Origin of the sequence: Cupriavidus taiwanensis (genome assembly GCF_900250075.1) — a bacterium.
Taxonomy (GTDB): Bacteria; Pseudomonadota; Gammaproteobacteria; order Burkholderiales; family Burkholderiaceae; genus Cupriavidus; species Cupriavidus taiwanensis_C.
This window is the reverse complement of the sequence record NZ_LT977071.1, coordinates 907,327-933,033: the sequence shown is the minus strand read 5'-3', so window position 1 is coordinate 933,033 and position 25,707 is coordinate 907,327. Positions and strand designations below refer to the sequence as shown.

General features: G+C 68.4%; 25 protein-coding genes. 7 read left to right on the top strand and 18 right to left on the bottom strand.

Annotated elements, in window-relative coordinates:
- Positions 1-11: 11 nt before the first annotated feature.
- From CBM2588_RS20665 to CBM2588_RS20645, 5 genes are all read right to left on the bottom strand, one after another.
- On the bottom strand, positions 12-1,655 hold the full coding sequence (locus CBM2588_RS20665) for a methyl-accepting chemotaxis protein (RefSeq protein WP_115682249.1): 1,644 nt from the start codon (positions 1,653-1,655) through the stop codon (positions 12-14).
- A 118-nt stretch (positions 1,656-1,773) separates the two neighbouring features.
- The gene (locus CBM2588_RS20660; protein ID WP_112777275.1) at positions 1,774-2,250 is read right to left on the bottom strand and encodes a chemotaxis protein CheW; all 477 of its coding nucleotides are present in this window, start codon (positions 2,248-2,250) and stop codon (positions 1,774-1,776) included.
- Between the two features lie 141 nt (positions 2,251-2,391).
- Positions 2,392-2,784 carry a response regulator gene (locus CBM2588_RS20655; protein WP_115682248.1) on the bottom strand — a complete coding sequence of 131 codons (393 nt, stop codon included), beginning with the start codon at positions 2,782-2,784 and terminating at the stop codon, positions 2,392-2,394.
- A gap of 156 nt (positions 2,785-2,940) precedes the next feature.
- A complete protein-coding gene (locus CBM2588_RS20650) occupies positions 2,941-4,914 on the bottom strand; it encodes a putative bifunctional diguanylate cyclase/phosphodiesterase (RefSeq protein ID WP_115682247.1) in 1,974 nt (657 codons plus the stop codon).
- Between the two features lie 114 nt (positions 4,915-5,028).
- Positions 5,029-6,852, bottom strand: a complete 1,824-nt coding sequence (locus CBM2588_RS20645; protein WP_115682246.1) for a methyl-accepting chemotaxis protein — start codon at positions 6,850-6,852, stop codon at positions 5,029-5,031.
- Between the two features lie 547 nt (positions 6,853-7,399).
- Here CBM2588_RS20645 and CBM2588_RS20640 point away from each other — a divergent pair.
- A complete protein-coding gene (locus CBM2588_RS20640; protein WP_062802319.1) occupies positions 7,400-7,708 on the top strand; it encodes an H-NS histone family protein in 309 nt (102 codons plus the stop codon).
- Positions 7,709-7,789: 81 nt separating this feature from the next.
- Here the strand turns inward: CBM2588_RS20640 and galE are convergent, their stop codons facing one another.
- Both galE and CBM2588_RS20630 read right to left on the bottom strand, forming a co-directional pair.
- The gene (galE, locus tag CBM2588_RS20635) at positions 7,790-8,809 is read right to left on the bottom strand and encodes a UDP-glucose 4-epimerase GalE (RefSeq protein WP_115682245.1); all 1,020 of its coding nucleotides are present in this window, start codon (positions 8,807-8,809) and stop codon (positions 7,790-7,792) included.
- A 156-nt stretch (positions 8,810-8,965) separates the two neighbouring features.
- Positions 8,966-9,988, bottom strand: a complete 1,023-nt coding sequence (locus CBM2588_RS20630) for a tyrosine-type recombinase/integrase (RefSeq protein ID WP_115682244.1) — start codon at positions 9,986-9,988, stop codon at positions 8,966-8,968.
- Between the two features lie 206 nt (positions 9,989-10,194).
- On the opposite strand from CBM2588_RS20630, the gene CBM2588_RS20625 reads away from it, so the two are divergent.
- The gene (locus tag CBM2588_RS20625) at positions 10,195-10,626 is read left to right on the top strand and encodes a nuclear transport factor 2 family protein (RefSeq protein ID WP_115682243.1); all 432 of its coding nucleotides are present in this window, start codon (positions 10,195-10,197) and stop codon (positions 10,624-10,626) included.
- Positions 10,627-10,695: 69 nt separating this feature from the next.
- Positions 10,696-11,691, top strand: a complete 996-nt coding sequence (locus CBM2588_RS20620) for an NAD(P)H-dependent flavin oxidoreductase (RefSeq protein ID WP_115682242.1) — start codon at positions 10,696-10,698, stop codon at positions 11,689-11,691.
- Between the two features lie 19 nt (positions 11,692-11,710).
- Here the strand turns inward: CBM2588_RS20620 and CBM2588_RS20615 are convergent, their stop codons facing one another.
- Positions 11,711-12,256: a PadR family transcriptional regulator gene (locus tag CBM2588_RS20615; protein ID WP_115682241.1), complete on the bottom strand. Its 546-nt coding sequence runs from the start codon at positions 12,254-12,256 to the stop codon at positions 11,711-11,713.
- Positions 12,257-12,424: 168 nt separating this feature from the next.
- Positions 12,425-12,571, bottom strand: a complete 147-nt coding sequence (locus tag CBM2588_RS20610; RefSeq protein ID WP_172583643.1) for a hypothetical protein — start codon at positions 12,569-12,571, stop codon at positions 12,425-12,427.
- Between CBM2588_RS20610 and CBM2588_RS20605 the strand changes: the two genes are divergently transcribed.
- A complete protein-coding gene (locus CBM2588_RS20605) occupies positions 12,570-12,791 on the top strand; it encodes a hypothetical protein (RefSeq protein ID WP_115682240.1) in 222 nt (73 codons plus the stop codon). The two genes, CBM2588_RS20610 and CBM2588_RS20605, sit on opposite strands and share 2 nt — an antisense overlap.
- A 118-nt stretch (positions 12,792-12,909) precedes the next feature.
- Here CBM2588_RS20605 and CBM2588_RS20600 read toward each other — a convergent pair whose 3' ends face one another.
- The gene (locus CBM2588_RS20600) at positions 12,910-14,049 is read right to left on the bottom strand and encodes a hypothetical protein (RefSeq protein WP_115682239.1); all 1,140 of its coding nucleotides are present in this window, start codon (positions 14,047-14,049) and stop codon (positions 12,910-12,912) included.
- 84 nt (positions 14,050-14,133) lie between these two features.
- On the bottom strand, positions 14,134-14,679 hold the full coding sequence (locus CBM2588_RS20595) for a GNAT family N-acetyltransferase (protein ID WP_115682238.1): 546 nt from the start codon (positions 14,677-14,679) through the stop codon (positions 14,134-14,136).
- Between the two features lie 206 nt (positions 14,680-14,885).
- Here CBM2588_RS20595 and CBM2588_RS20590 point away from each other — a divergent pair, with 206 nt between their 5' ends.
- Entirely contained in the window at positions 14,886-15,122 is a 237-nt protein-coding gene (locus CBM2588_RS20590) for a hypothetical protein (protein WP_018004736.1), read from the top strand.
- A gap of 9 nt (positions 15,123-15,131) precedes the next feature.
- Here the strand turns inward: CBM2588_RS20590 and CBM2588_RS20585 are convergent, their stop codons facing one another.
- Positions 15,132-16,496, bottom strand: a complete 1,365-nt coding sequence (locus tag CBM2588_RS20585; RefSeq protein WP_115682237.1) for an MFS transporter — start codon at positions 16,494-16,496, stop codon at positions 15,132-15,134.
- 80 nt (positions 16,497-16,576) lie between these two features.
- A complete protein-coding gene (locus CBM2588_RS20580) occupies positions 16,577-18,322 on the bottom strand; it encodes an IlvD/Edd family dehydratase (protein ID WP_115683674.1) in 1,746 nt (581 codons plus the stop codon).
- Between the two features lie 201 nt (positions 18,323-18,523).
- Here CBM2588_RS20580 and CBM2588_RS20575 point away from each other — a divergent pair, with 201 nt between their 5' ends.
- The gene (locus tag CBM2588_RS20575; RefSeq protein WP_115682236.1) at positions 18,524-19,504 is read left to right on the top strand and encodes a LysR substrate-binding domain-containing protein; all 981 of its coding nucleotides are present in this window, start codon (positions 18,524-18,526) and stop codon (positions 19,502-19,504) included.
- A gap of 13 nt (positions 19,505-19,517) precedes the next feature.
- Here CBM2588_RS20575 and CBM2588_RS20570 read toward each other — a convergent pair whose 3' ends face one another.
- The 5 genes from CBM2588_RS20570 to CBM2588_RS20550 form a co-directional block, all read right to left on the bottom strand.
- Positions 19,518-20,054 (bottom strand): DUF3016 domain-containing protein, encoded by a 537-nt coding sequence (locus tag CBM2588_RS20570; protein ID WP_115682235.1) that lies wholly within the window; start codon positions 20,052-20,054, stop codon positions 19,518-19,520.
- A 112-nt stretch (positions 20,055-20,166) separates the two neighbouring features.
- Positions 20,167-21,342, bottom strand: coding sequence for an L-rhamnonate dehydratase (locus CBM2588_RS20565; RefSeq protein ID WP_115682234.1), 1,176 nt, complete (start codon positions 21,340-21,342; stop codon positions 20,167-20,169).
- Between the two features lie 90 nt (positions 21,343-21,432).
- Positions 21,433-22,455: a 4-hydroxythreonine-4-phosphate dehydrogenase PdxA gene (locus CBM2588_RS20560; RefSeq protein ID WP_115682233.1), complete on the bottom strand. Its 1,023-nt coding sequence runs from the start codon at positions 22,453-22,455 to the stop codon at positions 21,433-21,435.
- 15 nt (positions 22,456-22,470) lie between these two features.
- A complete protein-coding gene (locus CBM2588_RS20555; protein ID WP_115682232.1) occupies positions 22,471-23,439 on the bottom strand; it encodes a Bug family tripartite tricarboxylate transporter substrate binding protein in 969 nt (322 codons plus the stop codon).
- A gap of 108 nt (positions 23,440-23,547) precedes the next feature.
- Entirely contained in the window at positions 23,548-24,504 is a 957-nt protein-coding gene (locus tag CBM2588_RS20550; RefSeq protein ID WP_115682231.1) for a LysR substrate-binding domain-containing protein, read from the bottom strand.
- Positions 24,505-24,619: 115 nt separating this feature from the next.
- On the opposite strand from CBM2588_RS20550, the gene CBM2588_RS20545 reads away from it, so the two are divergent.
- Entirely contained in the window at positions 24,620-25,552 is a 933-nt protein-coding gene (locus CBM2588_RS20545; RefSeq protein WP_115682230.1) for a dihydrodipicolinate synthase family protein, read from the top strand.
- Positions 25,553-25,707 lie beyond the last annotated feature (155 nt).

The following is a 25,707-nucleotide window of genomic DNA, read 5'->3' as shown; positions in this document are numbered from 1 at the left end:
GTGCCGGGGCCTCAGGCCCGTGCCAGCACCGCATCGCCACGCGCGGAGGCAGGCTGGCGCTGCGGCCTCACCTCTGCCTGCATGCTGACGCGGAAGGTCGCCACGGCATCGCGCAGCCGCAGCGCCTGTTCTTCCAGCGCGCCCGCCGCGGCGGCCGCTTCTTCCACCAGTGCCGCGTTCTGCTGCGTGCCCTCGTCCATCTGCGCCACCGCCTGGTTCACCTGCTCGATGCCCGAGCTCTGCTCGGCCGACGCCGCGCTGATCTCGGCCATGATGTCGGTGACCGACTTCACCGCCTGCACGATCTCTTCCATGGTCTGGCCGGCCTGGCCGACCAGCGCCGAGCCGTTGTCGACGCGCGCCACGGTATCGCCGATCAGGCCTTTGATTTCCTTGGCCGCGTTGGCGCTGCGCTGCGCCAGGCTGCGCACCTCGCCTGCCACCACGGCGAAGCCGCGCCCCTGCTCGCCCGCACGCGCGGCTTCCACCGCTGCGTTCAGCGCCAGGATGTTGGTCTGGAACGCGATGCCTTCGATCACGCCGATGATGTCGACGATCTTCTTCGACGCATCGTTGATCTCGTCCATGGTCTGCACCACCCGGCCCACTACTTCGCCGCCGCGCAGCGCGGTGTCCGAAGCATTGGCCGCCAGGCCGCTGGCCTGGCGCGCGTTGTCGGCGTTCTGGCGCACCGTGCTGGTCAGCTCTTCCATGCTCGACGCGGTCTGCTCCAGCGACGCCGCCTGCTGCTCGGTGCGCTGCGACAGGTCGTTATTGCCGGCCGCCACCTGGCGCGTCGCCGTCGAGATGCTGGCCATGCCTTCCTGGATCTCATGCACCACCGACAGCAGGCTGCGCTGCATGGTCTGCATCGCCTGCGCCAGCGCGCCGATCTCGTCGGCGCTGCGGTGCTCGAAGCGCGTGGTCAGGTCGCCTGCGCCCATGCGCAGCGCAAAGTCCAGCATGTCGCGCACCGGCCGGTTCACGCGCGCCAGCAGCATGGTGCCGGCGGCGAAGGACGACGCCAGCGCCAGCGCAAAGCCGCCCCAAAGCCACGGTCGCAGGCTGGCCGCGGCGGTGCCGCCCAGCGCTTCCACCGCGACCAGTGCGGCCAGGAACCACACCAGCCCCCCGGCCTGTGCCCACAGGATGCGGCGCTTCAGGTTCAGGCGCAGCAGTCCCTGCACCAGGCCGCGCAGGCCGGTGCGCACCACCGCGCCGTGGCGGATCGCCAGCCCGTCGGCACGCCCGGCGCGAAAGCGCGCATAGGCGGCGCCGGCGGCCTGCACCTGCTCGCGCGTTGCCATCGAGCGCACCGACGTGTAGCCCACCACGCGGCCGTCGACGCGCGTCGGCGTCACGGTTGCACTGACCCAGTAGAAGTCGCCGTTCTTGCGGCGGTTCTTGACCACGCCCATCCACGTGCGTCCGGCCTGCAGGTCTTGCCACAAGTCCGCGAACGCCTCGGGCGGCATGTCGGGGTGGCGCACCAGGTTATGCGGCGCGCCCAGCAGTTCTTCCGCCGCAAAGCCGCTGGCCTCGATAAAGGTGCGGTTGGCAAAGGTGATACGGCCCTTGAGGTCGGTGCGCGAGATCAGGTAGTCGGAAGGAGACAGCGGGTACTCGCGCTGCGTGACGGGTTGGTTGTTTCGCATCTAAGTCTGTACTGCGTGCCCATGGCGCGCCGCATGGGGTCCATGCGGCCGCCCGGCGGGTGGGTTCGGTCCGGCGCGCGGGTGGCGCGTGCCGGACGGCGGGGGCGCTGCGACAGGATCAGGACACCGCTTCCAGCGCGGCCAGTTCCTCGGTATTGAGCAGCTTCTCGATGTCGACCAGGATCAGCATGCGCTGCTCGACCGAGCCCAGGCCGCGGATATAGTCGGTCGCCAGTTCGCCGGAGAAGTGCGGCGTGGGCTTGATCTGCGCGGCGCTCAGCGTGAGTACGTCGGAGACGCCGTCCACCACGATGCCGGTGGTGCGTTCGTTGAGGTCGACGATGATCACGACCGTGTACTGGTCGTAGCTGACATTGGGCTGGCGGAACTTGATGCGCAGGTCGATGATCGGCACGATGATGCCGCGCAGGTTGATCACGCCCTTGATGTAGTCGGGCGCGTTCGCGATCTGGGTGACCGACTCGTAGCCGCGGATCTCCTGCACCTTCAGGATATCGACGCCGTATTCCTCGCGGCCCAGGGTAAAGGCCAGGAACTCCTCGCCCGCGCCGTCCGCCTTGTCGATGTGCTGCATCGTCTAGCCCCCCAATTTGGCTCATGCTGGTTTCTCTGGCGCCGCAGCGGCCGGGCCGCTGGCTGCGCCGGGGCATGACATCGCCCACCAGTGTTTACGGCAGCATCCGGGGGTGACTGAAGGGCGACGCCGGGCCTTTCCTTACCCTTCCGACGTAGGGGGTGCCGCGTCCAGCAGCGCGGCCACGGCCTGCATCAACCCGTCCGGGTCGAACGGCTTGGGCAGGAAGCCCGACGCGCCGGCGGCGCGGGCCTGTTCGCGGATGCTGCCGTCCTGCTCGGTGGTCAGCATCAGGATGGGCATGCGCGCGTAGCGCGGCGTGGCGCGCAGGCTGCGGATCAGCGTCAGGCCGTCCATGCCGGGCATGACCTGGTCGGTGACCAGCATGCCGAAGCTGCCGGCGACGGCCAGCGCATGCGCCTGGTCGCCGTCCGCGGCCTCGGTCACGTCGAAGCCTCCGGCGCGCAGGCAGGCGCCGATCATGCGGCGTAGCGAGGGCGAATCGTCGACGACGAGGATGCTGGGCAATGACATGGGCGCCTCCGGAGGTGCGGGAACGGGTTGGGTCCGCCAGGAACATCGATGGCATCGGCCACGCGGCCGGCGACGGACGGGCCGGCACAGGGCCGGGCCCACGCGGGCCAGCCTGCCAGACCGGTTATCGGCGGCGCGGCGGCCGGGCTTTAGGCGTCAGGCGGCGGACTGCGCGCGCAGGGTCTCGCCGAAGCCGGCGGCGTCCAGCGGCAGCGACAGCAGGTAGCCCTGCACTTCGTCGCAACCCATCTGGTTGAGGATGTCCAGCTGCGAGGACGACTCCACCCCTTCGGCCACCACCTTCATGCGCAGCTCGTGCGCCAGCGCCACCATCGAGCCGACGATGGCGCGGCCCTGCGCGTCGGTATCGAGCCCGCCGATCAGCGTGCGGTCGATCTTGAGCGTGCCCACGCGCAGCCGCTTCAGATAGCCCAGGCTGGAATAGCCGCTGCCAAAGTCATCCAGCGCCACCTGGATCCCGAGCGACTGCAGCTCGGCCAGCGTTTCCAGCGACTTGCCGATGTCCTTCATCGCCGCGGTCTCGGTGATTTCCAGCGTGATCGCCGAGGGCGGGATGTCGTGCTGGTGGATCTGCTCCAGCAGGTATTGCGGGAAGTTGCGGCTGGCAAAGCGCAGCCCCGAGACATTGATCGCCACCGGCACGGTCGGCACGCCGGCGTCGCGCCACTGGCGCACCTGGCGGCACACGCTGGTCAGGACCCAGTCGTCGAGCTTGTCGATCTGCCCGGACTGTTCGGCCACGGCGATGAACTCGGCCGGGCTGACCTGGCCCAGCGCGGGATGGCGCCAACGGCAGAGGGCCTCGGCGCCAACCACGGTGCGGCGGCGCGCGTCGTACTTGGGCTGGAACTGCAGCGACAGCGTATCGTCCTGGATCGCCACCCACAGGTCGCGCCGGATCACGCGGGTGCGGCGCGCGCGTTCGCCGGCGGCGCTGTTGAACAGGCGCACCTGGTTCGAGCCGCTCTGGCGGGCTTCGGCCAGGCTGACGCGGGCCGCCTGCATCAGCGCCTCCGAGGTCTGCGCGTCGCGCGGATAGATGGCGATGCCGATGTTCACGCCGATCTGCATCTGCAGCCCGCGCGCGGCGATGAACTCCGCCAGCGAGCCCAGCATGCGCGAGCCCAGTTCCTGCGCGCGCCCGTGGTGGACCAGTTCGGGCACGCCCACGGCAAATTCGTCGCGCGCCAGCCGCGCCAGGAAGTCGTGCGGCTCCAGCACGGCCTGCGCCAGCGCGCCGGCGTCCTGGGCCAGGATATCGTCGGCACGGACCTCGAACACCTCGTCGACTTCGCGGTAATCGGCGATATGGATCAGCAGCACGGCGCAACCGGTCTCGGCCAGCCGGGCCTGGCCGATGGCCTGGTCCAGCCAGCGGCCGAACGCCACGCGGTCCGGCATCACCGTCGCCACGCTGTACTCGCCCACCGTGTCCTGGCCGCGCGCGGCGGCGCGCACGGTCAGCCGGCCCGGGCGCCCGGGGATGCGCGCGCCGCGCCGCGCCAGCCGCGGCTCGGCGCCGCGGTGCAGCACCGGCAGGTCATCGGCAAGTTCGTCGGCCAGCGTGGCGTCGGCGCGCACCGGCGCCGGCAGCCAGCCGCGCGACTGCGCCCGGTGCACCGCGAACAGCAGCGCGCACAGCGCGGTCAGGCCGCCCGCCAGCCAGGCCGGGTGCGGCAGCCCGGCGGCGTCGATGCACTCGCGCGCGGTCACGGTGCCGGCGCCGCACGAGCGGCCCAGGTGCGTGCCGGCGGCCGCGACCAGCCCGGCCCCGGCGACCACCGCCATCAGCGCCGCGCCGCGCCACAGGCGCGCGCCCTGGCGCAGCCACTGCACCAGCAGCTTGACCGCGGTGGTGGCCGCCGCCGCGGCGGCAAAGCTGGCCGCCAGCTGCGCGGTGTCATTGACGGCCGGTACGCTGCCCGACAGGCCCACCACCAGCACCGGCATGCCGATGCTCAATTGCGACAGCAGCGCCGCCGACCACGTCAGCACGCGCAGCGACCGGCTGCCGGCCGGCTGGTCCGCGCGCCCGGCGCGAACGCCGAGGGCGGCGGCTACACCCAGCAGGGCGGCCAGCAGCAACAGGACGGAACTCAGGGCAATCATTGGGCTGCGCGATGATGATGAAGATGCGCGAAGACGGTCAGGACGCGGGGCAAACCCCGCATCATGTCATCTTGCAGTCGCCGTGTGAACAAGGCAATGACTCCAACGCAGGGGTCAGAACGCGCTCCAGTCATCGTCACCGCCGGCCGCGGTCACTGCCGGACGCGCTGCGGAGCGCGCTGCAGGGGGGATTGCCGGGCTGCTCGCCGGCCTGGCCGCGGGCCGCGCCGTCGTGGCAACCGGCACCTTACGCACCGTCGTGGTGCGCGTGGCCAGGCTGTCACTGGCGACGGCGGGGATCGCCGGCGTGGCCGATGCCACCGCCTTTGCCGCCGTCTTTGCTGCGGCGCTTCCACCGACACGGGCCGTGATGGCCGGCGCCGCCGCGGTGTTGACGGTGAACACCGAGACCACGTTCTTCAGCTTCTGCGCCTGCTCTTCCAGCGCGCCCGCCGCCGCCGCGGCCTCTTCGACCAGTGCGGCGTTCTGCTGGGTCACCTGGTCCATCTGGGTCACGGCCTGGCTGACCTGCTCGATGCCGCTGGTCTGCTCCTGCGACGCCGCGCCGATCTCGTTCATGATGTCCGTGACGCGACGCACCGCCTGCACGATCTCGCCCATGGTCTGGCCGGCTTCGGCCACCAGCCGGGTGCCGCTCTCCACGCGCTGGCCCGACTCGCTGATCAGCGCCTCGATCTCCTTGGCGGCCGACGCGGAGCGCTGCGCCAGGCTGCGCACCTCGCCCGCCACCACGGCAAAGCCGCGCCCCTGTTCGCCGGCGCGCGCGGCTTCCACCGCGGCATTGAGCGCCAGGATATTGGTCTGGAAAGCGATGCCCTCGATCACGCTGATGATTTCCACCACCTTGCGCGAGGCGCCATTGATCTCGTTCATGGTATCGACCACGCGGCCCACCACCTCGCCGCCCTTGAGCGCGATCTGCGAGGCCTCGCCCGCCAGCACGCCGGCCTGGCGCGCATTGTCGGCGTTCTGGCGCACCACCGTGGTCAGCTCTTCCATGCTCGCGGCGGTCTCCTCCAGCGACGAGGCCTGTTCCTCGGTGCGCTGCGACAGGTCCAGGTTGCCGGTGGAAATCTGCTGCGTGGCCGACGCCATCGAATCCGCGCCGCTGCGCACTTCGGCGACGATGCCCGACAGGCTCGACTGCATGGCGGCCAGGGCCTGCATCATGCGCCCGATCTCGTTCTTCGAGATGCTGGTGATGCGCGCGGTCAGGTCGCCGCGGGCAATGCGCTCGAACACCGCCAGCGCCTCCTGCACCGGCGCGACGATGGCGCGGTTGAGCGCGACCGTGCACAGCGCGGCAATCGCCAGGCCCAGCACGATCATCACGATCGACAGCATGCGGATGCGGGCAAAACTTGCCTGTGCCGTGCCGAAATTGGCCTCGCCCGCCGCCATCTGGAATTTCTGCAGTTTTTCATGCGCGCTCGACATGCTGCGCTGCAGGTCGGGCAGCACCTTCTTCGCCAGCCGCACCGCCTCTTCCTGGTTGCCCGCCAGCGACGCCGCCTGCAGCGGCAACACGCCCTGCTCCATGAAAGCCTGGCGCTGCTTGCCCAGTTCCGCCGCCAGGGCCCGTTCCTCGGCATTCTGCGGCAAGCTCATATAGCGCTTCCAGGCCGCGTCCGACGCCTCCACGAACACCCGCGAGCGATCCACGTTGACCTTGGGATCGTCCTGCTCGCCCTGCATCACGTTGCGGTCCAGCGCCAGGCGCATGCGCGTGGTGGCCAGCATCGCATCGCTGAGCGCGACGGTCGAGCCAAGCTGGTTGGCATAAGTTTCCTTGAGCGCGTCGTTGCTCTGCGCGATGCCGTACAGGCCCGCCCCGCCGACCAGCAACAGCAGCAGCGACAGGATTCCCATGGCGCCCCGTAGCAGGGTCTTGATCTGAATATTGTTGTGGAAGGACATGATGAATTAAGACACTGGCAATCCGCGGGACACACCCCTTGCCCCGGTCCGGCAGGATCGTTACCGCATTGATCCGCCCTGCCCGGATAACGGCGCGCCCCCTTCATCCTTGAGTCGCCGTCCGGCGCGCACGGTTATGGTGAATCGGCGATAAACGCCATGTCGGATATCAGCCACGTAGAGGGGTTGGCGGGCGGGTATGGCCTGAAAACGGGGTTGCGGCCTGTCCGTAAATGCCGGCGCGATTAATGTCATGGCCGGTATCCGCACACAACCACGACAGACCGGTGCGGCCGGGAATACCGCCGGGATTTCGGCACTGGTGCCCTCCATCGCAATACCGCTGGGACACGGAAAAATCCGCGGCGACTCGCCCTGACACTGAAAGTTCACACAATTATCAGCAGCAAGAATTTTCGCAAAAACCGTCCGGGATTACGCGACCAGGATTTGCAGCCGGCAGCCGGCCCGTTATAATTGTTTTCAGCATTTTCCCCCGCCCACCAGCGCACCCAGCGCAATTCAATCACCGGAAACCGAGGACGCAATGGCGACGTATCAGGAAATCGTTCAGAAAATCAGCGAACTGCAGAAGCAAGCCGAGGAAATCAAGGCGCGCGAACAATCCGCCGTGATCGCGGATATTCGCGAGAAAATCGAGCAATATGGCCTGACCGCGGAAGACCTGGGTTTTGGCGCGAAGGCCCCGGCCGGCAAGAAGGCGGCCAACCGCAAGGTGCCGGTACGTTATCGCGACAACGCCGGCAATACCTGGACCGGCCGCGGCAAGCGCCCGGGCTGGCTGACCCAAGCCCTGGCCCAGGGCAAATCGGTCGAGGACTTCCTGATCCGCTGAAGCGCGCGATCCGGCCGACGGCAAAACGCCACGGAGACTTCCGTGGCGTTTTTGTTTTGCGTGGTGGAAAACCGGCCGGGGTCAGGCGTCGAAGCCGTGCGGGTTCATCGACTGCCAGCGCCACGAGTCCTGGCACATGCGGTCGAGGTCATGCTGCGCGCGCCAGCCCAGCAGCTCATGGGCCAGTGCCGGGTCGGCATAACAGGCGGCAATATCGCCGGGGCGGCGGTCCACGATCTGGTACGGCACCGGCTTGCCGCTGGCGCGCTGGTAGGCCTGCACCACCTCCAGCACGCTGTAGCCACGGCCGGTGCCCAGGTTCACGGTCATGCCGCGGCCCTGGCGGCCCAGATAATTGAGCGCCGCCAGGTGGCCGTCGGCCAGGTCGCAGACATGGATATAGTCGCGCACGCCGGTGCCGTCGACGGTAGGGTAATCGCCGCCGAATACCATCAGCTGGTCGCGGCGCCCGCCCGCCACCTGCGCCACATAAGGCATCAGGTTGTTGGGAATGCCGCGCGGGTCTTCGCCGATCAGGCCGCTTTCATGCGCGCCGACCGGATTGAAATAACGCAGGTAGGCAATGCGCCAGGCCGGATCGGATTTTTCCAGGTCGCGCAGGATTTGCTCGCCCATCAGCTTGGTCTGGCCATAGGGGTTGGTCGCCGACAGCGGGAAATCCTCCAGGATCGGCACGGTGTGCGGATTGCCATAAACCGTGGCCGAGGAACTGAACACCAGCTGTTTCACCCCGGCCGCGCCCATGGCGGCACACACCGTCAGCAGGCCATCGAGGTTGTTGCTGTAATAGGCCAGCGGCTGGCTGACCGATTCGCCCACCGCCTTGAGCGCGGCAAAATGAATCACGGCGCTGATGCGGTGCTCGGCAAAGAGGCGGTCCAGCAGCGCGCGGTCGCGCACGTCGCCCTGCACGAAATGCGGAGCCTGGCCGGTAATGGTGGCAAGCCGGTCGGTCACGGCCGGGCTGCTGTTGCAAAGATTATCCAGGCCGATCACGTGGTAGCCGGCATTGAGCAGGGCAACCCAGGTATGCGAGGCGATATAGCCGGTGGCACCGGTCAGCAGCAGGGTTTCGGGCATTGCGTATGGCGTAGATCGATTCGGTTCAGCGTTTGCGGATGGCGGACGGCGCACCATGTGCGCGATCAATAACTTGCGCTACGGCGCCGGGCTCGGGAAAGTCCCTATTATCCACGATGCGCCCTGGCACCCGGCCCAGCGGCCCGCGCCACGAGGTCAGTCAGAGGCCGCGGAAGCCGGCGCCGTCAGCCCGGCCCGCGCCTGCCAGGCCTCATACGCCGCCCGCAGCCGCCAGCCCGATTCCAGGTCGCGCATGCCCAGGCACTGCGCCACCTCGGCGGGCGCGGTGCCAGCCTCGAAATGCATGGCTGCGCAGGTATTGCGCAAGGTCTGCGGCGAGGCGCGCTCGCTGCGCCCGGCCAGCACGCCGGCTTCGTCCAGCAGGATTTCCACGCGCCGGTAGACCGACGCCGCATGCATCGGCCGCCCCGTCGGCATGGCCGGAAACACCAGGCTGCCGAGCGTGCCGGAGGCCTCGCGCAACGCCAGCCAGGCGCGCAGCGGCGCATGCGCCAGCGGGAACAGCGGCACGGTGTAGGCGCGGCCGTTGTCCGGGCGCACCATGCGCAGCGCCATCCGTCCAGGCGCGCCGTCGGCGATGACGTCGGTGCGCAGCGCGCGCGCCTCCGCCACCTTCAGGCCGCCGCCCAGCAGCACGGCCAGCAGCGCCGCGTCGCGGGCACGTTTCCATTGCGTGGGCGAGGCCGCGGCGCCAGTATCGCCAGCCGGCGCGCCGGCCGGGCCGAGGATGCGCGCCACCAGCAGGTCGCGCTCGCCTGGCAGCAGGAAGGCGGTGGGGTCGTTTTCACCTTCGGCCAGGTGGGCGCGCACCGCCTGGCTGCCCGGGTTGTGCATGCCCTCGCGCAAGCGGGACAGGTGGTGGAACACACGTTCGATCAGCCGCGCATAACGGTAGCGGTGCGATTTGTGCAGCTGCTGCGCATCCAGGAATTCGCCGATCTGCTCGGCCGACCAGCTCAGCGGCGGCAGCCCGCGTTCGGCGGACCAGCGCAGCAGCTTGCCCCACATCGCGCGGTACACCACGCTGGTGCCGGGGCGAAAACCGTGCTGCGCCAGCCAGCCGTCGAACGCGCGCTCGGGGTGGTCGCGCCAGGCGGCCAGGTCGGCATCGAACAAGGCCGCCTGCTCGAGCTGGGCGTCGCTGGGCTTGGTGGTCACGGATTCTCCTGCTCTGCCGCATCAGGCCGGCGGCCAGCGGACGATCCCGACTATTGTAGACAACGCGTCACTGCGCGCCGCCATGCACGCGCCGAGCTTGCAGCGGGCCACGCCGCGTGCTACCTTTCGACCCACTATGCAACTGGTTGCATAAATCCGGAAAGAGATCGCAGCAAATCTACAGCGCCACGCCAGGAGACCTCACCGTGACCACTGCCCTGCTCCCCGCCGCCCAGGCTTCACTCGACGCCTGGCACCAGATGATCGCCACCCACTCCATGGCCGGGCTCGATGCCATCGTCGCCGATGACGTGGTGTTCCGCTCGCCGGTCGCGCACACGCCGTACCCCGGCCGCGCCGCCATCGCGCTGGTGCTGACCACCGTGAACCAGGTTTTCCAGGACTTCCGCTACCACCGCAGCTTTGTCAGCGACGACGGCCACAGCGTGGTGCTGGAGTTCAGCGCCAGCGTGGACGGCAAGGCGCTCAAGGGCATCGACATGATCCGCTTCGACGACGCCGGCCGCATTGCCGAGTTCGAGGTCATGGTGCGCCCGCGCTCCGGCCTGGAGGCGTTGGCCGCCGCCATGGCGGCGCGCCTGGCCAGCCAGAAAGATGTGCTGACCGGCGCCGCCTGACTCGCGCCGGGCGACAGCGCCACCGCATCGCTACACCGAATCCATCGACATTACCCAGGAGACTTCCCCATGGCCCTTCCCGCCCAGCTGCAGAACCGGCTTTCGCTGCCGGTGGTCTGCTCGCCGCTGTTCATCATCTCCAACCCGGACCTGGTCATCGCCCAGTGCAAGGCCGGTGTGGTCGGCTCCTTCCCCGCGCTGAACGCGCGCCCCGCGCCCAAGCTGGAGGAATGGCTGGACCGCATCACCACCGAACTGGCGGAACACGACGCGAAGCACCCCGAGCGCCCGTCGGCGCCGTTCGCGGTCAACCAGATCGTGCACAAGTCCAACGACCGGCTCGAGCATGACCTGGAGCTGTGCGTGCGCTACAAGGTGCCGATCGTGATCACCTCGCTGGGGGCGCGCAAGGAAGTCAACGACGCAGTCCACTCGTACGGCGGCATCGTGCTGCATGACGTCATCAACAACGCCTTCGCGCGCAAGGCGATCGAAAAAGGCGCGGACGGCCTGGTGGCGGTGGCGGCCGGTGCCGGCGGCCATGCCGGCACGCTGTCGCCGTTCGCGCTGCTGCACGAGATCCGCGAGTGGTTCGACGGCCCGCTGCTGCTGTCCGGCGCGATCTCCAGCGGCGACGCCATCCTGGCCGCGCAGGCCGCCGGCGCCGACCTGGCCTATATCGGCTCGGCCTTCATCGCCACGCAGGAAGCCAACGCGCAGGACGGCTACAAGCAGATGATCGTCGACAGCAGCGCCAACGATATCGTCTATTCCAACCTGTTCACGGGCGTGCACGGCAACTACCTGCGCGGCAGCATCGAGCGCGCCGGGCTGGACCCGAACGCGCTGCCGGAATCGGACCCGTCGAAGATGAACTTCGGCTCGACCAGCGTGAAGGCGTGGAAGGACATCTGGGGCGCCGGCCAGGGCGTCGGCGCGATCAAGCGCGTGGTGCCGGCCGCCGAACTGGTGCGCCGCTTTGCCGAGGAGTACGCGCTGGCGCGCCGCCGCCTGGGACTGGGCGAAGCCAGCCCGGCCGGCGCCCGCGCCGTCGACCTGGCCTGAGCGCGCACCCTTGCTGCCGCTACAGCAGCGGCAGCAAGGCCTCGCCCCAGGCCACCCAGTCGGTTTCAAAGCGGATGCCGCGCTGCAGCAGCGCGTAGCGCAGTTGCTGCGCGCGGTCCATGTCTGGCGCCGAGAAGTCGCGCCGCTCGATGGCCAGGTAGGTCTCAAGGCGGGCGCGGTGCAGCGCGATCAGCCGCCGCATCTCGTCGCCCAGGCCAAGCGGGCCGATCACCGCATCGGCGCGCAGCTTGACCAGGATCTCCTCGCGCTGATCCAGCCCCGCGCCCGGCGCCAGCACCCAGCGCGCCAGTTCTTCACGGCCCGCGGCCAACACCCGGTACACCTTCTTGCGGTTGCGCCGGTCGGCGTTGCCCTCGCCTTCCGCCGCGTCGTTTTCATCGGCGGCAATCCAGCCGCTGTCCGCCATGCGGCCCAGTTCGCGATAGATCTGCTGGTGCGTGGCATGCCAGAAATAGCCGATGGAGCGGTCGAAGCGCCGCGCCAGGTCGTAGCCGGACGAGGGTTTTTCGATCAGGGAGATCAACAAGGCGTGCTGGGTCGACATGCGTCTGCTGGGCGCGGGGATGATCGGAGTGGATTCGGACAGCACAGCGTGCCGGCAGGCGCGCCGGTCACCGCACTTTCAAAAACTGGCGCTATGGTAGCGCAATGCCGGCCGGTGCCCGAAGGCGGGGGCGCGATATGACGGACAGCGATATATTCGTCGATTTTGTCAGTTAAGAAATTTCCCGCCAGACAGAATTAAAAAACGCTGAATGGCATTTTTCGCCTGCATGCCATACATTCCATACATTGAAACTGTGCGAGCAAAAACATCCGCCCCCGGCCGCACCATGCAGCAACTTTGGAGTGTGTCCATGACCGGAAGAATCCTGCTTGCCGAAGACCGCGACGTGCCCTGGGAGGCCGACGCGCGACCGCTCGGCCTGCTTGCGCCAGTGCACGACAAGGCGCCAGTCTATTACCGCCTGCCCGATACGCCTGACGGGCACCATATCAAGGAATATCCCAGCGGCCTGCGCCAGCTGGTACGTTTTGTCGGCGTCGAGGAACAGGTCGTCAAATACAACCTGGGCTGATCCCGCGCCACCGTTTTCCCTGTGGTTGTCTCCTCCAAGCCCGATCCTGCGGGCAGGGACTTGAACCCGCGAGCTTCGCGGGTTTTTTCTTGCCATGAACGTATCCGGCGCGCGCGCCTCAGAGCTGCGGCGCGCGGCAGGCCGCGCCGCCGGCATTGGCCGCCTCCGGCATGCCAAACACCGCCTGCGCCCCGCATTGCGAACCAAACATGCGCGCCTGGTCGTGCCCCACGCCCACTACTTCATACGCCTGGTGGCGGATCACCAGACCCGGGCCGGCGAGATAGCGCTCGTAGCGCAGGTAGCCACGCGCACGCTGCAGCCGCGTGGGGCCCTCGGCCTCGGCGCCGCAGGATTTGTCGAGCACGCGGTGGTTGGGATCGTTGTCCTCGGTGCCGGCCAGATAGGTGACCTGGCGCCCTGCATAGCGACGGTACAGTGCCATGCCGTCGGCGCCTTTCGCATACGGCACCATGTCCTGCATGCCGTAGCGGTATTTGTCGTAGTCCGGGCAACGGGTGCTGTCATACGGCGCGAACGACTTGCCATCGGCGCCAGCCGGCCTCACTGGCGTGAAATACAGGTACGACGATGGATTGGCCACGACGTAGCGCAGATCGATGCCGCCCGCGCGGATGCGCTCGTCGACCTGGTTCAGCGCCGCATAGCGGTGCACGATCTGCGCACCGCCGGAGTGGCCGGCCACGGTTACCCTGCGCACCTGCGGCAGCCGCGCCTTGTCGGTGACGAAGGCCAGCAGGTCGTCCAGCACTTGCAGCGAGCTGACCCGGGCCGGGCCGTCGACCGCATCCTCGCCGCTGAGCCAGCCCTGCACCGACCAGTGCGGCATGCCCGTAAAGCCCTTCTTCTGGTCCGGCGTGCCGGGAAAATTGGGCGCGAGCAGCAGCACCTCGTCCGGCTTGCGGCCACTGGCCTTCAGCAGTTCGGCGCCCGCGGCATAGTAGTCATCGCCGTTGCGCTGCAGGCCATGCTGGACGAACACCACTTCGCGGATGCGCGACAGGTCGCCGTCGAGCCGGTGGTTGGCATAGACCGGGAAGTCATAGCCGGCGCCTGCGCCTAGATGCACGCGCTGCCAGTGCGGCGCGGCAGCCGTGGGGCCGGCGGGGTTGCCGGCGGCAGGCGGCACGGCCGGCGTGCCGGCGCAGCCCGCCAATACCGCGAGGCTGGCGGCAGCAAGGACGCGCGCCAGCTGCGAACGGGCGGGCTGCGGCAGGCGAGCGATCGATAGGGTCATGGCGGGTGGTCTCCGGTTGGCATGCCGGCGATGGTAGGGCAGTGGCGCGGGGCATGGCAACGCCTGCCGCGCCGCCATGCAGTTCTACGCCAGCCGCCTGGCCAGCGCCGCCACGTCTGGCCACGTCACGCGCCGCACCATCACGCGCAGGTCGGGCCCATGGAAATCGTCCTCGAACGGCTCAGAGGCCTCGCCGCCCAGCCGCTGGTAGAACTCGCACGCCTGCGTATTGGCCTCGAGTACATAGAGGAACAGCGGCTGCCCTGGCCAGCCCTGCATGACACGTTGCGCGCAATGGGCCAGCAGCCGCTTGCCCAGCCCCTGGCCATGGAAAGCGGGAAGGACATGCAGGTTGTCCAGGTAGATGCCGAAGCGCGGGTCGGCCTGCGGCAACAGGCAGGCAAAGCCGGCGGCCTCGCCGTCGACCAGCGCCAGCGTGACCTCGGCCGGGCCATCGGCGCCGTCGTGCATGCGCGCACGCCAGGCCGCCAGGCGTTCGGGGTACGCCTGATCGCGCAGGTAGGCCTCCGGCAGCATGCCGGGATAGGTGTGCTGCCAGCTGGCAGCGTGCATGGCGGCGAGCCGGTCGGCATCGGCGGCGGTGGCGGGTATCAGCGCAAGTTCGGGCATGGGAACGAGACGGGAAAGGCACAGAGGCGCAGGCGCATGGGGCAAGCGCCATTGTGCCCGCGCCATGCCAAAGCTTGCAAAAGGCGGAGGAAGGGTTTGCAATCGTGGTCCCCGGCACACCCGCCCTTCTCTTGCGCGCCGCCGCGGCAGCGGGAACGAAGGTTGCAGCAACCCGGTCACCACCCGCGCAAGCAAAAGGAAGCCTTATGTACATGGTCTACTGGTCCGAAGCCCTCGGCACAGGACTGACGCCGCATGCGCAGTCGTTCCCCAGCGACGCCATGCGCGAGGCGCTGCGCTTTACCGAAGCGCTGCGCCAGCGCCAGCACGCGGGCGAGGCGGTCAGCTTTGTCACGCTGTGCTCGGAAAACCCCGACTCGGTCGGCCGCGCCGGCGCGGCCGATCCGCCGCCCGACTACGAGTGGAAGAAGCGGCGGCCATGACGCCCGCGGTCAGGTAGCGGCCTGTTGCGCCGCACCGGCCCGCGCCGCAGGCCGCAGCGCGGCGCGCACCACGAACGCCATCACCACCGCGAACACCAGCATCGCCGACAGGAAGTACAGCCCCGCCGCCAGGCTGCCGGTGGCGTCCTTGATCACGCCGATCCCATACGGCCCGAAGTAGCCGCCGAGGTTCGCGAGCGAGTTGATGGTGGCAATCCCCACCGCGGCGCTGGCGCCTGTCAGGAATTCGCCCGGCAGCGCCCATACCACCGCCTGGATCGAATAGATCGAGAACGCGGTCAGGCAGATAAACAGGAACTGCAGCACCGGCGACTGCACCCAGGCGCTCAGCGCCATGGTGAGCGCTGCCATCCCCGACACCACCACGATATGGCCGTAGCGCTCGCCCTTGCGGTCCGAGTGGCGCGGCACCAGGTACAGGCCGACCACGGCGAACAGGTAGGGCACCGCCGACAGCAGGCCGGTCATTGCATCTGTCACGCCGAACTGCTTGATGATGGTCGGGAGCCACAGCGACAGCCCGTAGATGCTGAGCGGGAACGGCAGGAACAGCAGCGACAGCAGCAGCACGCGCTTGTCCCTGAGCGCCTGCAGCGGGTTGCCATGCGGCTTGAGCGCATAGGCGGCCTGGTCGGCGGCGAGCTCGCGCTCGATCCAGGCGCGCTCGGCCGGTGCCAGCCATGCGGCACTGGCGGGCGATTCCGGCAGGATGCGCAGCGTCGGCACGCACAGCAGCACCGCCGGCAGCCCGCTCAGCACGAACAGCGTCTGCCAGTTGGACATGCCGAACAGCCCCTGCGTCGACAGCACCAGGCCGGCAATCGGTCCGGTGATGATCAGCGCGATCGGCTGGGCCAGCACCAGCAGTCCGATGATGCGCGCGCGATGCCGCATCGGGAACCACTTGGTCAGGAAGTACAGGATGCCCGGATACAGGCCGGCCTCGGCCGCGCCCAGCAGGAAGCGCAGCACGTAGAAGCTGTGCGCGCCCTGCGTGAACGCCATCGCCATGGTGATCACGCCCCAGGTGAACAGGATGCGCGCGAACCAGCGGCGCGCGCCGAAGCGTTCCAGCGCCAGGTTGCTCGGCACCTCGCACAGGAAGTAGCCGATAAAGAACAGGCCCGCGCCCAGGCCATAGGCCGCATCGCTGATGCCGATGGCCGCGTTCATGTGCAGCTTGGCAAAGCCGACCACCGAGCGGTCGATGTATGCCACCACGTAGATCAGCGCCAGGAACGGAATCAGCCGGCGCACCAGCATGCCGACGATGCGGGTCTCTTCCTGCGCCGGTGCGCCGGCTTCCTGTCCTGGGACGGCGCGCTCCAGCGGCGCGGTCTGTGTGCCTTGCATGGCTAGTCTCCTCTGTTCTTGTAAGGGATCGCGCGCCGCCGGGGCCGCGCGCATTCAATGCAACGGGATGGATCAGTGCATCAGTGCGAGTGGCGCGGCACCTCGCGTCCGCGGCAGCCGACCAGAAAGTCGAGGTCGCAGCCCTCGTCGGCCTGCAGCACGTGGTTGACGTAGAGCTTGCGATAGCCGCCGTCGGCGGGCGCCTGCAGCGGCTGCACGTCGGCCATGCGGCGCGCGAACTCGGCTTCGTCGATGTCCAGGTGCAGGCGCCCGGCCTCGCAGTCGAGCTCGATCCAGTCGCCGTCGCGCACGATGGCAAGCGGACCGCCGGCGGCCGCTTCCGGCGCCACGTGCAGCACCACGGTGCCGTAGGCGGTGCCGCTCATGCGCGCATCGGAAATCCGCACCATGTCCTTGATGCCCTGGCGCAGCAGCTTGGGGGGCAGGCCCATGTTGCCGACCTCGGCCATGCCGGGATAGCCGCGCGGGCCGCAGCGCTTGAGGACGAGGACTGAATTCTCGTCGACGTCGAGCGACTCGTCGACGATGCGCGCCTTGTAGTGCTCGAGGTTCTCGAACACCACGGCGCGGCCGCGGTGGCGCAGCAGCCTGGGCGTCGCCGCCGAGGGCTTGAGCACCGCGCCGCGCGGCGACAGGTTGCCGCGCAGGATGCGGATGCTGCCGTCGCGGATCAGCGGCCGGTCGAGCGGGCGGATGACTTCGTCGTCGGTGATCGGGGCGTCTTTGACGTTGTCCCAGATCGCCTTGCCGTTGACGGTCAGCGCGCCCGGATGCGGCAGCAGGCCGGCTTCGCCCATGCGGCGCAGCACCGCGGGCAGGCCGCCGGCGTAGTAAAACTCTTCCATGAGGAAGCGGCCCGACGGCATCAGGTCGACGATGGTCGGCGTGTCGCGCCCCACCTTGCTCCAGTCTTCCAGTTCCAGCGGCACGCCGATGCGGCCGGCGATCGCCTTCAGGTGGATCACCGCGTTGGTCGAGCCGCCGATCGCCGCGTTGACGCGGATCGCGTTCTCGAACGCCTGGCGCGTCAGGATCTTCGACAGCGTCAGGTCCTCGCGCGCCATCTCGACGATGCGGATGCCGGACATGTGCGCCAGCACGTAGCGACGCGCGTCCACCGCCGGGATCGCCGCATTGTGCGGCAGCGAGGTGCCCAGCGCCTCGGCCATGCAGGCCATGGTCGAGGCGGTCCCCATGGTGTTGCAGGTGCCGGCCGAGCGCGACATGCCGGCCTCGGCCGACAGGAACTGGTGCAGGTTGATCTCGCCCGCCTTCAGCGATTCATGCAACTGCCACACCGCGGTGCCCGAGCCGATGTCCTTGCCGTCGAGCTTGCCGTTGAGCATCGGCCCGCCGGTGACGACGATGGCCGGCACGTCACAGCTGGCCGCGCCCATCAGCAGCGCCGGCGTGGTCTTGTCACAGCCGGTCAGCAGCACCACGGCGTCGATCGGGTTGCCGCGGATCGCTTCCTCGACATCCATCGCGGCCAGGTTGCGCGTCAGCATGGCGGTCGGACGCAGGTTCGATTCGCCGTTGGAAAACACCGGGAATTCCACCGGGAAGCCGCCGGCCTCGTACACGCCGCGCCTGACGTGCTCGGCCAGCTTGCGGAAATGCGCGTTGCAGGGGGTGAGTTCCGACCACGTATTGCAGATGCCGATCACCGGGCGGCCGTCGAACGCGTGCTCGGGGATGCCCTGGTTCTTCATCCAGCTGCGATACATGAAGCCGTTCTTGTCGGCGGTGCCGAACCACGCCGTCGAGCGCAGCGGCTTGCGTTGCTTGTCCTTGGAATCCGACATGTTGTTCCTGGTGCGAGGGCTGCCGCGGGCCGGCAGCGGGGATGGCAGGGACGACGGATCCAGCGGCATCGCGGCATGGCGGGCGCCACGCTGTCTCCGGTCGTTGTTGTTTTGTCGGACGGAGTGTATGCAGCTTGCCGATATGCTACTAATGAAGAGTTCGGCGTTTGCGATATCGATATCGGCATTGGTAGTTTCCCTATGAACACCTCCAACCATTCCGCCGCGGCTGATACGGCGCCTGCGGCACCCTCTTGGCACCACCACAGCCGCCTTAAGACGCGCCAGTTGCTGTTATTGCTGGCCATTGCCGACGAAGGCAGCATCCACCGCGCCGCGGAACGGCTGGCGATGACCCAGCCGGCCGCTTCCAAGCTGCTGCGCGAGCTGGAGGAGATGCTGTCGGTGCCCTTGTTCGAGCGCCTGCCGCGCGGCATGGCGCCGACGGACTATGGCCGCGCGATGATCCGGCATGCGCGCGCGGTGATCGGCAGCCTGAACCAGGCGCGCGAGGAAGTGCTGGCGCTGAAGGCGGGCCGGCTCGGCCACGTGGCGATCGGCGCGATCACCTCGCCCGGGGTGCGGCTGCTGCCCGCGGCGATCGCGCGGGTGAAGGCAAGCTACCCCGGGCTGCGCGTGTCCGTGGAAATCGACAACAGCAATGTGCTGCTCGACCGCCTGGGACAGGAAAAGCTCGACATGGTGGTGGCGCGCCTGTTTCCCGAGCACGACAAGGGCCGGCTGCGCTACGAGCCGATGGCGCAAGAGCCGGTCTGCGCGGTGGTGAGGCCAGGCCATCCGATGCTGGCGGTGCGCGGCCTGTCGCTGGCCGACGCCGCCGATGCCGCCTGGCTGATTCCGCCCGCCGGCACCGTGCTGCGCCACCGCTTCGAGCTGATGTTCCAGCGCGCCAGCCTGGCGCCGCCGACCAACGTGGTGGAAACCGCCGCGCTGCTGTTCCTGACGCGCATGGTGACGCAGTCAGACATGATCGCGGTGCTGACCGCGGATGTGGCGCAGTACTACGCGGCGTTCGGCATGGTGGAGGTGCTGCCGATGGCCATGCCCTGCCATATGGACGACTTCGGCCTCATCACACCGACCGACCGGCTGATGTCGCCCGGCGCGCTGCTGGTCGCGGATGCGCTGCGCGAGACGGCGCTGGGCATCTACGGCCAGTAGCGCGAGGGCCAGATCATCCCTGGCCCGTCTGGCGCGCCGCGATCCGGCGGGTCACGGCCTGGTCGAACCAGCGGTCCATCATTGCCTTTTCGTAGCGCAGCCGGTCGGAGGGATCGTAGATGTTGATGCCGAAATTGAACGTCGGGTCGGCGATACGCTGCTCGCCGCTGCCGATCACGGCACCGTCGCTGCCGCGCAGTTCGTAGCGCAGCGTCATGTGCGGCCAGGTGACATCGCGCACGATGCGCACATTGTAGGCTTGCCTGTGCCACGGCTCGAAATGCCCGGCCAGGTCGACATCGAGCACTTCGATGCGCAGCGCATAGCCCTCAGGCAGGTAACGCGCCGCCAGTTTGTCGAAGTGGCGGCGGATATCGTTCATCACCTGCGCCCGCTCCTTGTCGCTGCCATAGTCGCTGCGGTACGCGGCGTCGGTGTAGGTCTCCGGATGAACGAAGGTAAGGGACAGGGTGCCGGCGGGCGGCGCGGCAACGGCGCCCAGGGCGAGCGATGCCGCGCAGGCGGCCAGCAGACGCAGGGATCTGGCCATGGCGAACTCCAGGACAAGCGTTTTTCGCCTCTTGATTCTAGGCCGGCAAAGACCGGCGGGCGCGGGTTGCCAAGGCTGGAAGATGCCGCATCCGGTACAAAGGGGAGCCCAATCAGCCGATGATGTTGAACTGGCTGAAATATTCCTCGTTCAGTTCCAGCCCCAGCCCCGGCAGGTTGTCGTCAAGCTGCAGGTAGCCGTTGTCCGGCGCCGGATCGCCCTTGAAGATGTAGTAGAACAGCTCGTTGCCAACCTCGACGTCGTGCACCGGAAAGTACTCCGACATCGGCGACGCGGTCGACGCCATGGTCAGGTGGTAGTTGTGCATCTGGCCGGCGTGCGGGATCACCGGCACCGACCAGGCCTCGGCCATGGCGTTGATCTTCTGCGCCGCGGTGATGCCGCCGACGCGGTTGGTGTCGTACTGGATCACGTCGACCGCGCGGCGCTCCAGCAGGTCCTTGAAGCCGTACGAGGTGAACTCGTGCTCGCCGCCGGAGATCGGGAACGGGCTCGCCTTCTTCAGTTCGACATAGCCTTCGATATCGTCCGCGATCACCGGCTCTTCGAGCCAGCGCGGGTTGAACTCGGCCAGCCGCGGCAGCATGCGGCGCGCGTATTCCAGGGTCCAGCCCATGTAGCACTCCAGCATGATGTCGACGCCGTCGCCGACCAGTTCGCGCAGCAGCCGCACCTGCTCGATGTTCTTCTGCATGCCGGCGGGGCCGTCCTTGGGGCCGTAGCCGAAGCGCATCTTCAGCGCGGTAAAGCCCTGGTCGAGGTAGGCTTGCGCTTCCGCCAGGAAGGCATCGCGGTCGTCGTTGTTGTAGAGCTTGGAGGCATAGCACCAGATCTTTTCCTTGGTGCGCCCGCCCAGCAGCTTGAACACCGGCTTGCCCACGGCCTTGCCCATCAGGTCCCACAGCGCGATATCGACCGCCGAGATCGCCGCCATGCCGATGCCCTTGCGGCCCCAGGCATGGGTGCGGCGGTACATCTTCTGCCACAGGTATTCGTTGTCGAACGGATCCTGGCCGATCACCACCGGCGCCAGGTATTCGTCGACGATCTGCTTGGCCACGCGCGGGGCCAGCGCGCAGTTGCCGATGCCGACCAGGCCGATATCGGTCTCGATCTCGACCACCATCCAGCCGTGGAAACGGAACGAGCCCATGGCGTCGCCGCGCTCGAACAGGATGTCGGTGGCGTTGGTGCAGAAATGCGCCTGCGGCGGCACGGTCTTGCCCTTCCACTCAAAGACGCGGGCGCGGACGTTGGTGATCTTCATGTTCAGCTCCTGATGGCAATGCGTTGGCGCGAACGCACCCCGGCCGCGCCGGGGGCGGTCATGCTGGATCCGGTATGGATTGACGAGTGGCTAGGCGTTTGCGGCGGCGCGCCGTTGCGCCCCCATGCGGCAGGCAAGCTGGAACGCCTGCAGCGTGGCACCGGGATCGGCACGGCCCTGCTGCGTGATATCGAAGGCGGTGCCGTGCGCGGGCGTGGTGATCGGCACCGGCAGCCCGCCCTGCACCGTCACGCCGCGCGAGAAGCCCATCAGCTTGATGCCGATCTGCCCCTGGTCGTGGTACATGGTGACGATGGCGTCGAACTGGCGCTGCGACGGCCCGCCCTGCACCTTCAGGAAGATGGTGTCGGCCGGGAACGGGCCCTGCGCATCGACGCCGCGTTCGCGCGCCGCCACCACGGCGGGTGCGATCACGTCGATCTCTTCGCGGCCGAAGGCGCCGTTGTCGCCGTTGTGCGGGTTCAGGCCGCATACCGCGATGCGCGGGCTGGCCATGCCGGCGCGGCGCAGCGCCTGGTCGATCAGGTCGATCGCGCCGCCGACACGCGCCGGCGTGATCAGCGCCGGCACGTCCTTGAGCGCGACGTGCGAGGTCACGCGCGAGGTCCACAGGCCGTCCAGCACGTTGAACTCGCAGAAATCGCCGTGGTAGCCGAGTTGCTCGGCAAACCAGTGCAGCTCGTCGCTGTGGCTCATGCCGGCGGCGTGCAGCGAACTCTTGTTCAGCGGCCCGAACAGGATCGCATCGGCCTGGCCCGCCTGCGCCAGCTCCAGTGCCAGCTTCAGCGTGCCCAGGCTGTAGCGGCCGCCTTCGGCGCTGGCTACGCCGCGCGCATAGGCCGGGCTTTCGGGCAGCTGCCAGTGGTACAGGCGCGGCTGGCCATCGGCGGCGAAGGCGGGCGCATCGGTCTCGGCCAGCGCCAGCTCGACCCCGGCGAGCTGCATGCCGTGGCGCCATTCGGCGCGGTCGGCGATCAGCAGGATCTCGGCCTGCGCGGCGGTGCCGGCATCGGCCAGCAGCCGGGCGATCAGTTCGGGACCGATGCCGGCGGGGTCGCCCAGCACCATGGCGATTCTTGGACGGGAATGCATGAGGCTTCCGGAAGGTTATTGGTCGAGCTTGACGCCCAGTTCTGCGATCAGCTTGCCGTAGCGCACGTATTCGGCACGCGAGAACGCATCGAATTGCGCGGCGCTCAGCGCGCCTGGCACCGCGCCCACGTCGGCCAGCCGGCGCACGGTGTCGGGGTCCTTGAGCACCGTCGCCAGCGCGCCGCCCAGCTTCTGCAGTATCGCGGGCGGCGTGCCGGCCGGGGCATAGACCCCGTACCACGCGCTCATCTGGATCCCCGGCACGCCGGCTTCGGCCAGCGTGGGCACGTTGGGCAGCAGCGCCGAGCGCTGGTCGGCGGTCACCGCCAGCGCGCGCAGCTTGCCGGCCTTGATATGGCCGATGACCGAGGGCATGGTCTCGAAGCTCATGTCCACCTGCCCGCCCATCAGGTCTACCAGCGCGCTGCTGCTGCTCTTGTACGGCACATGCAGCAGCTTGCCCTTGATCTGGCGGGCAAAGGCCGCGCCGGCCAGGTGCTGGGTGCTGCCGACCCCCGACGAGCTGTAGCGGAACTTGTCCGGATTCGCCTGGATCTGCGCCACCAGCGCCTTGACGTCGCGCGCCGTCACCTGGCTGTTGACCACCAGCACATTGGGCACGGTCGACACCAGCGCTACCGGCGCCAGGTCCTTGAGCGGATCGAACTGCAGCTTGAGCAGGTGCGGCGCGATCGCCTGCGAGGTGACCACACCCATCAGCAGCGTATTGCCGTCCGCCGGCGCCTTGGCGGTGATGTCCGCGGCAATGGTATTGGACGCGCCGGGGCGGTTGTCCACCACCACCGGCTGCTTCAGTTGCGCGGCGAGCTTGTCGGAGACGATACGCGCCATCACGTCGGTGCCGCCGCCCGGCGCGGCGCCCACCATCAGCCGCACCGGGCGCGTGTCCTGGGCCCATGCCGCGCCCGTTGCCGCGGCCATCGTGGCGAGGCCGGCGAGCGCGCCGGCGATCCATGTCTTCATTGCTGTCTCCGTCGTTTGCTGTCCGGCTCTGCGGCGCGGATGGCCAGACTATAGGAGCATCAGCGATTCGCTACTACTGATGTTTTTTGAACTGGCGATCACCTGAGGTTATACCTTGGCCTCCGCCGCACCGGGTCCGCGCGGGCCCGCTCTCAGGATAGCCACCAGCTGCCGCGCCGCCGCCGACAGGCCGCCGCCGCGCCGCGTGACGATGCCGAAGGTCTGCTGGCGCGACTGCAGCCGCACCGGCAGGATGCGCAGCATCTTCTGGCGCGCGAACATGGCGGCGACGCCCGCGGGCAGCAGCGATACCAGCCGGGGATCGTCCTGCAGCATCGCCACCGTGACGAACGCCGACGAGGTGGACACCGCATTGGCCGGGAAGCTCATGCCGGCCAGGTCCAGTTCGCGCTGCAGCAGCGCATGCATCGGCATATGGCCGGCATACGTGATCCAGCGATATCCCGCGAGGTCGGCAAACCCCATCGGGGCCGCGCGCGGCGCGGGATGCGAACGCCCCACCACCACCGCCACCTGCTCGTCGCCAAGCGCGTGGTAGTGGTAGCGCGCCGGCTCGTCGCTGACCAGCGAGCGGCCGATCACCAGGTCCAGGTGGCCGTCGTCGAGCAGTTCCAGCAGGCGGCGGCTGGTGTCCTCGATGACTTCCAGCGCCAGCTCCGGGTGCGCTTGGCGCAACTGCGCCAGCGCCGGCACCAGCACCTCGGGCACCGCGCCCATGATGGTGCCGACAGCGACACGGCCGCCGCTGCCGGCGCGGATGCCGGCGACTTCGTCGCACATCGCGCCCAGGTCCGCCACCAGCTGGCGCGCGTGCCGGATCACGCAATGGCCGAAGGCGTTGGGCCGCATGCCACGCCTTGAGCGCTCGAACAACGGTGCCTCCAGCATGCTTTCCAGCTCCTGCAGCGACTTGCTGGCCGCGGACTGGGTCATCGCCATGGCCGCGGCCGCCTGGTGCAGCGAGGCATGCTCATCCAGCGCGATCAGCAGTTGCAGCTGCTTCACACGCAGGCGGCCCATGACGGTCTCCAGGGTGGATTTCATGACAGGTTTGTGAGTCGTAAAAGCGATCACCAGATGGAAAGGTTTCAATATACAGCCCGCCGGGCGGCTCGTATATTGGCCCCGACCATTTGACTGACAGCCCGGAGACAGACCAATGACCCGCAGCCCAACCCCCACCGTCTACCGCGGCGTATTCCCGGTGGCGCCCACCATCTTCGACGCGCACGGCGGGCTTGACCTGGACGGCCAGCGCCGCTGCATCGACTTCATGATCGATGCCGGCTCGCACGGCCTGTGCATCCTGGCCAATTTCTCCGAGCAGTTCGTGCTCAGCGACGACGAGCGCAACGTGCTGATGAAGACCGTGCTGGAACACGTGGACGGGCGCGTGCCAGTGATCGTCACCACCACGCATTTCAGCTCGCGCCTGTGCGCCGAGCGCAGCCGCGCGGCGCAGGACGCCGGCGCCGCCATGGTGATGGTGATGCCGCCGTACCACGGCGCCACCATCCGCATGCCCGAGCGCAGCATCCATGAGTTCTTCGCCGCGGTCTCGGACGCCATCGACATCCCCATCATGATCCAGGACGCGCCCGTCAGCGGCACCACCCTGAGCGCGCCGTTCCTGGCGCGCATGGCGCGCGAGATCGGCAATGTGTCGTACTTCAAGATCGAGGTGCCGCAGGCCGCGGCCAAGCTGCGTGAGCTGATCGAACTGGGCGGCGACGCCATCGTCGGCCCATGGGACGGCGAAGAGGCCATCACGCTGATGGCCGACCTGGAAGCCGGCGCCACCGGCGCCATGACCGGCGCGGGCTTTCCCGACGGCATCCGCCAGATCCTCGATGCCTGGCAGGGCGGCGACGCCGAACTGGCCGCGCAGCGCTACCAGCAATGGCTGCCGCTGATCAACTACGAAAACCGCCAGGGCTGGCTGGCCACCAGCAAGGTGCTGATGCAGGAAGGCGGCGTGATCGCGTCGGACGCGGTGCGCCACCCGCTGCAGCCGATGCACCCGGCCACGCGCGAAGGGCTGATGCGGATCGCGCGGCGGCTGGATCCGCTGGTGTTGCGGTGGGGGCGGTGAGGATTTCGGTCATGCCGGCGCCTCGCATCGAGAGGCGCCGGCCCTCTCCCCCGCCCCTCTCCCGCAAGCGGGAGAGGGGAGCAACCCGCCAGCACGCGAGACCACCACTGTCCTTAAAACACCCGGCTGCGTACTCCCTCTCCCGCTTGCGGGAG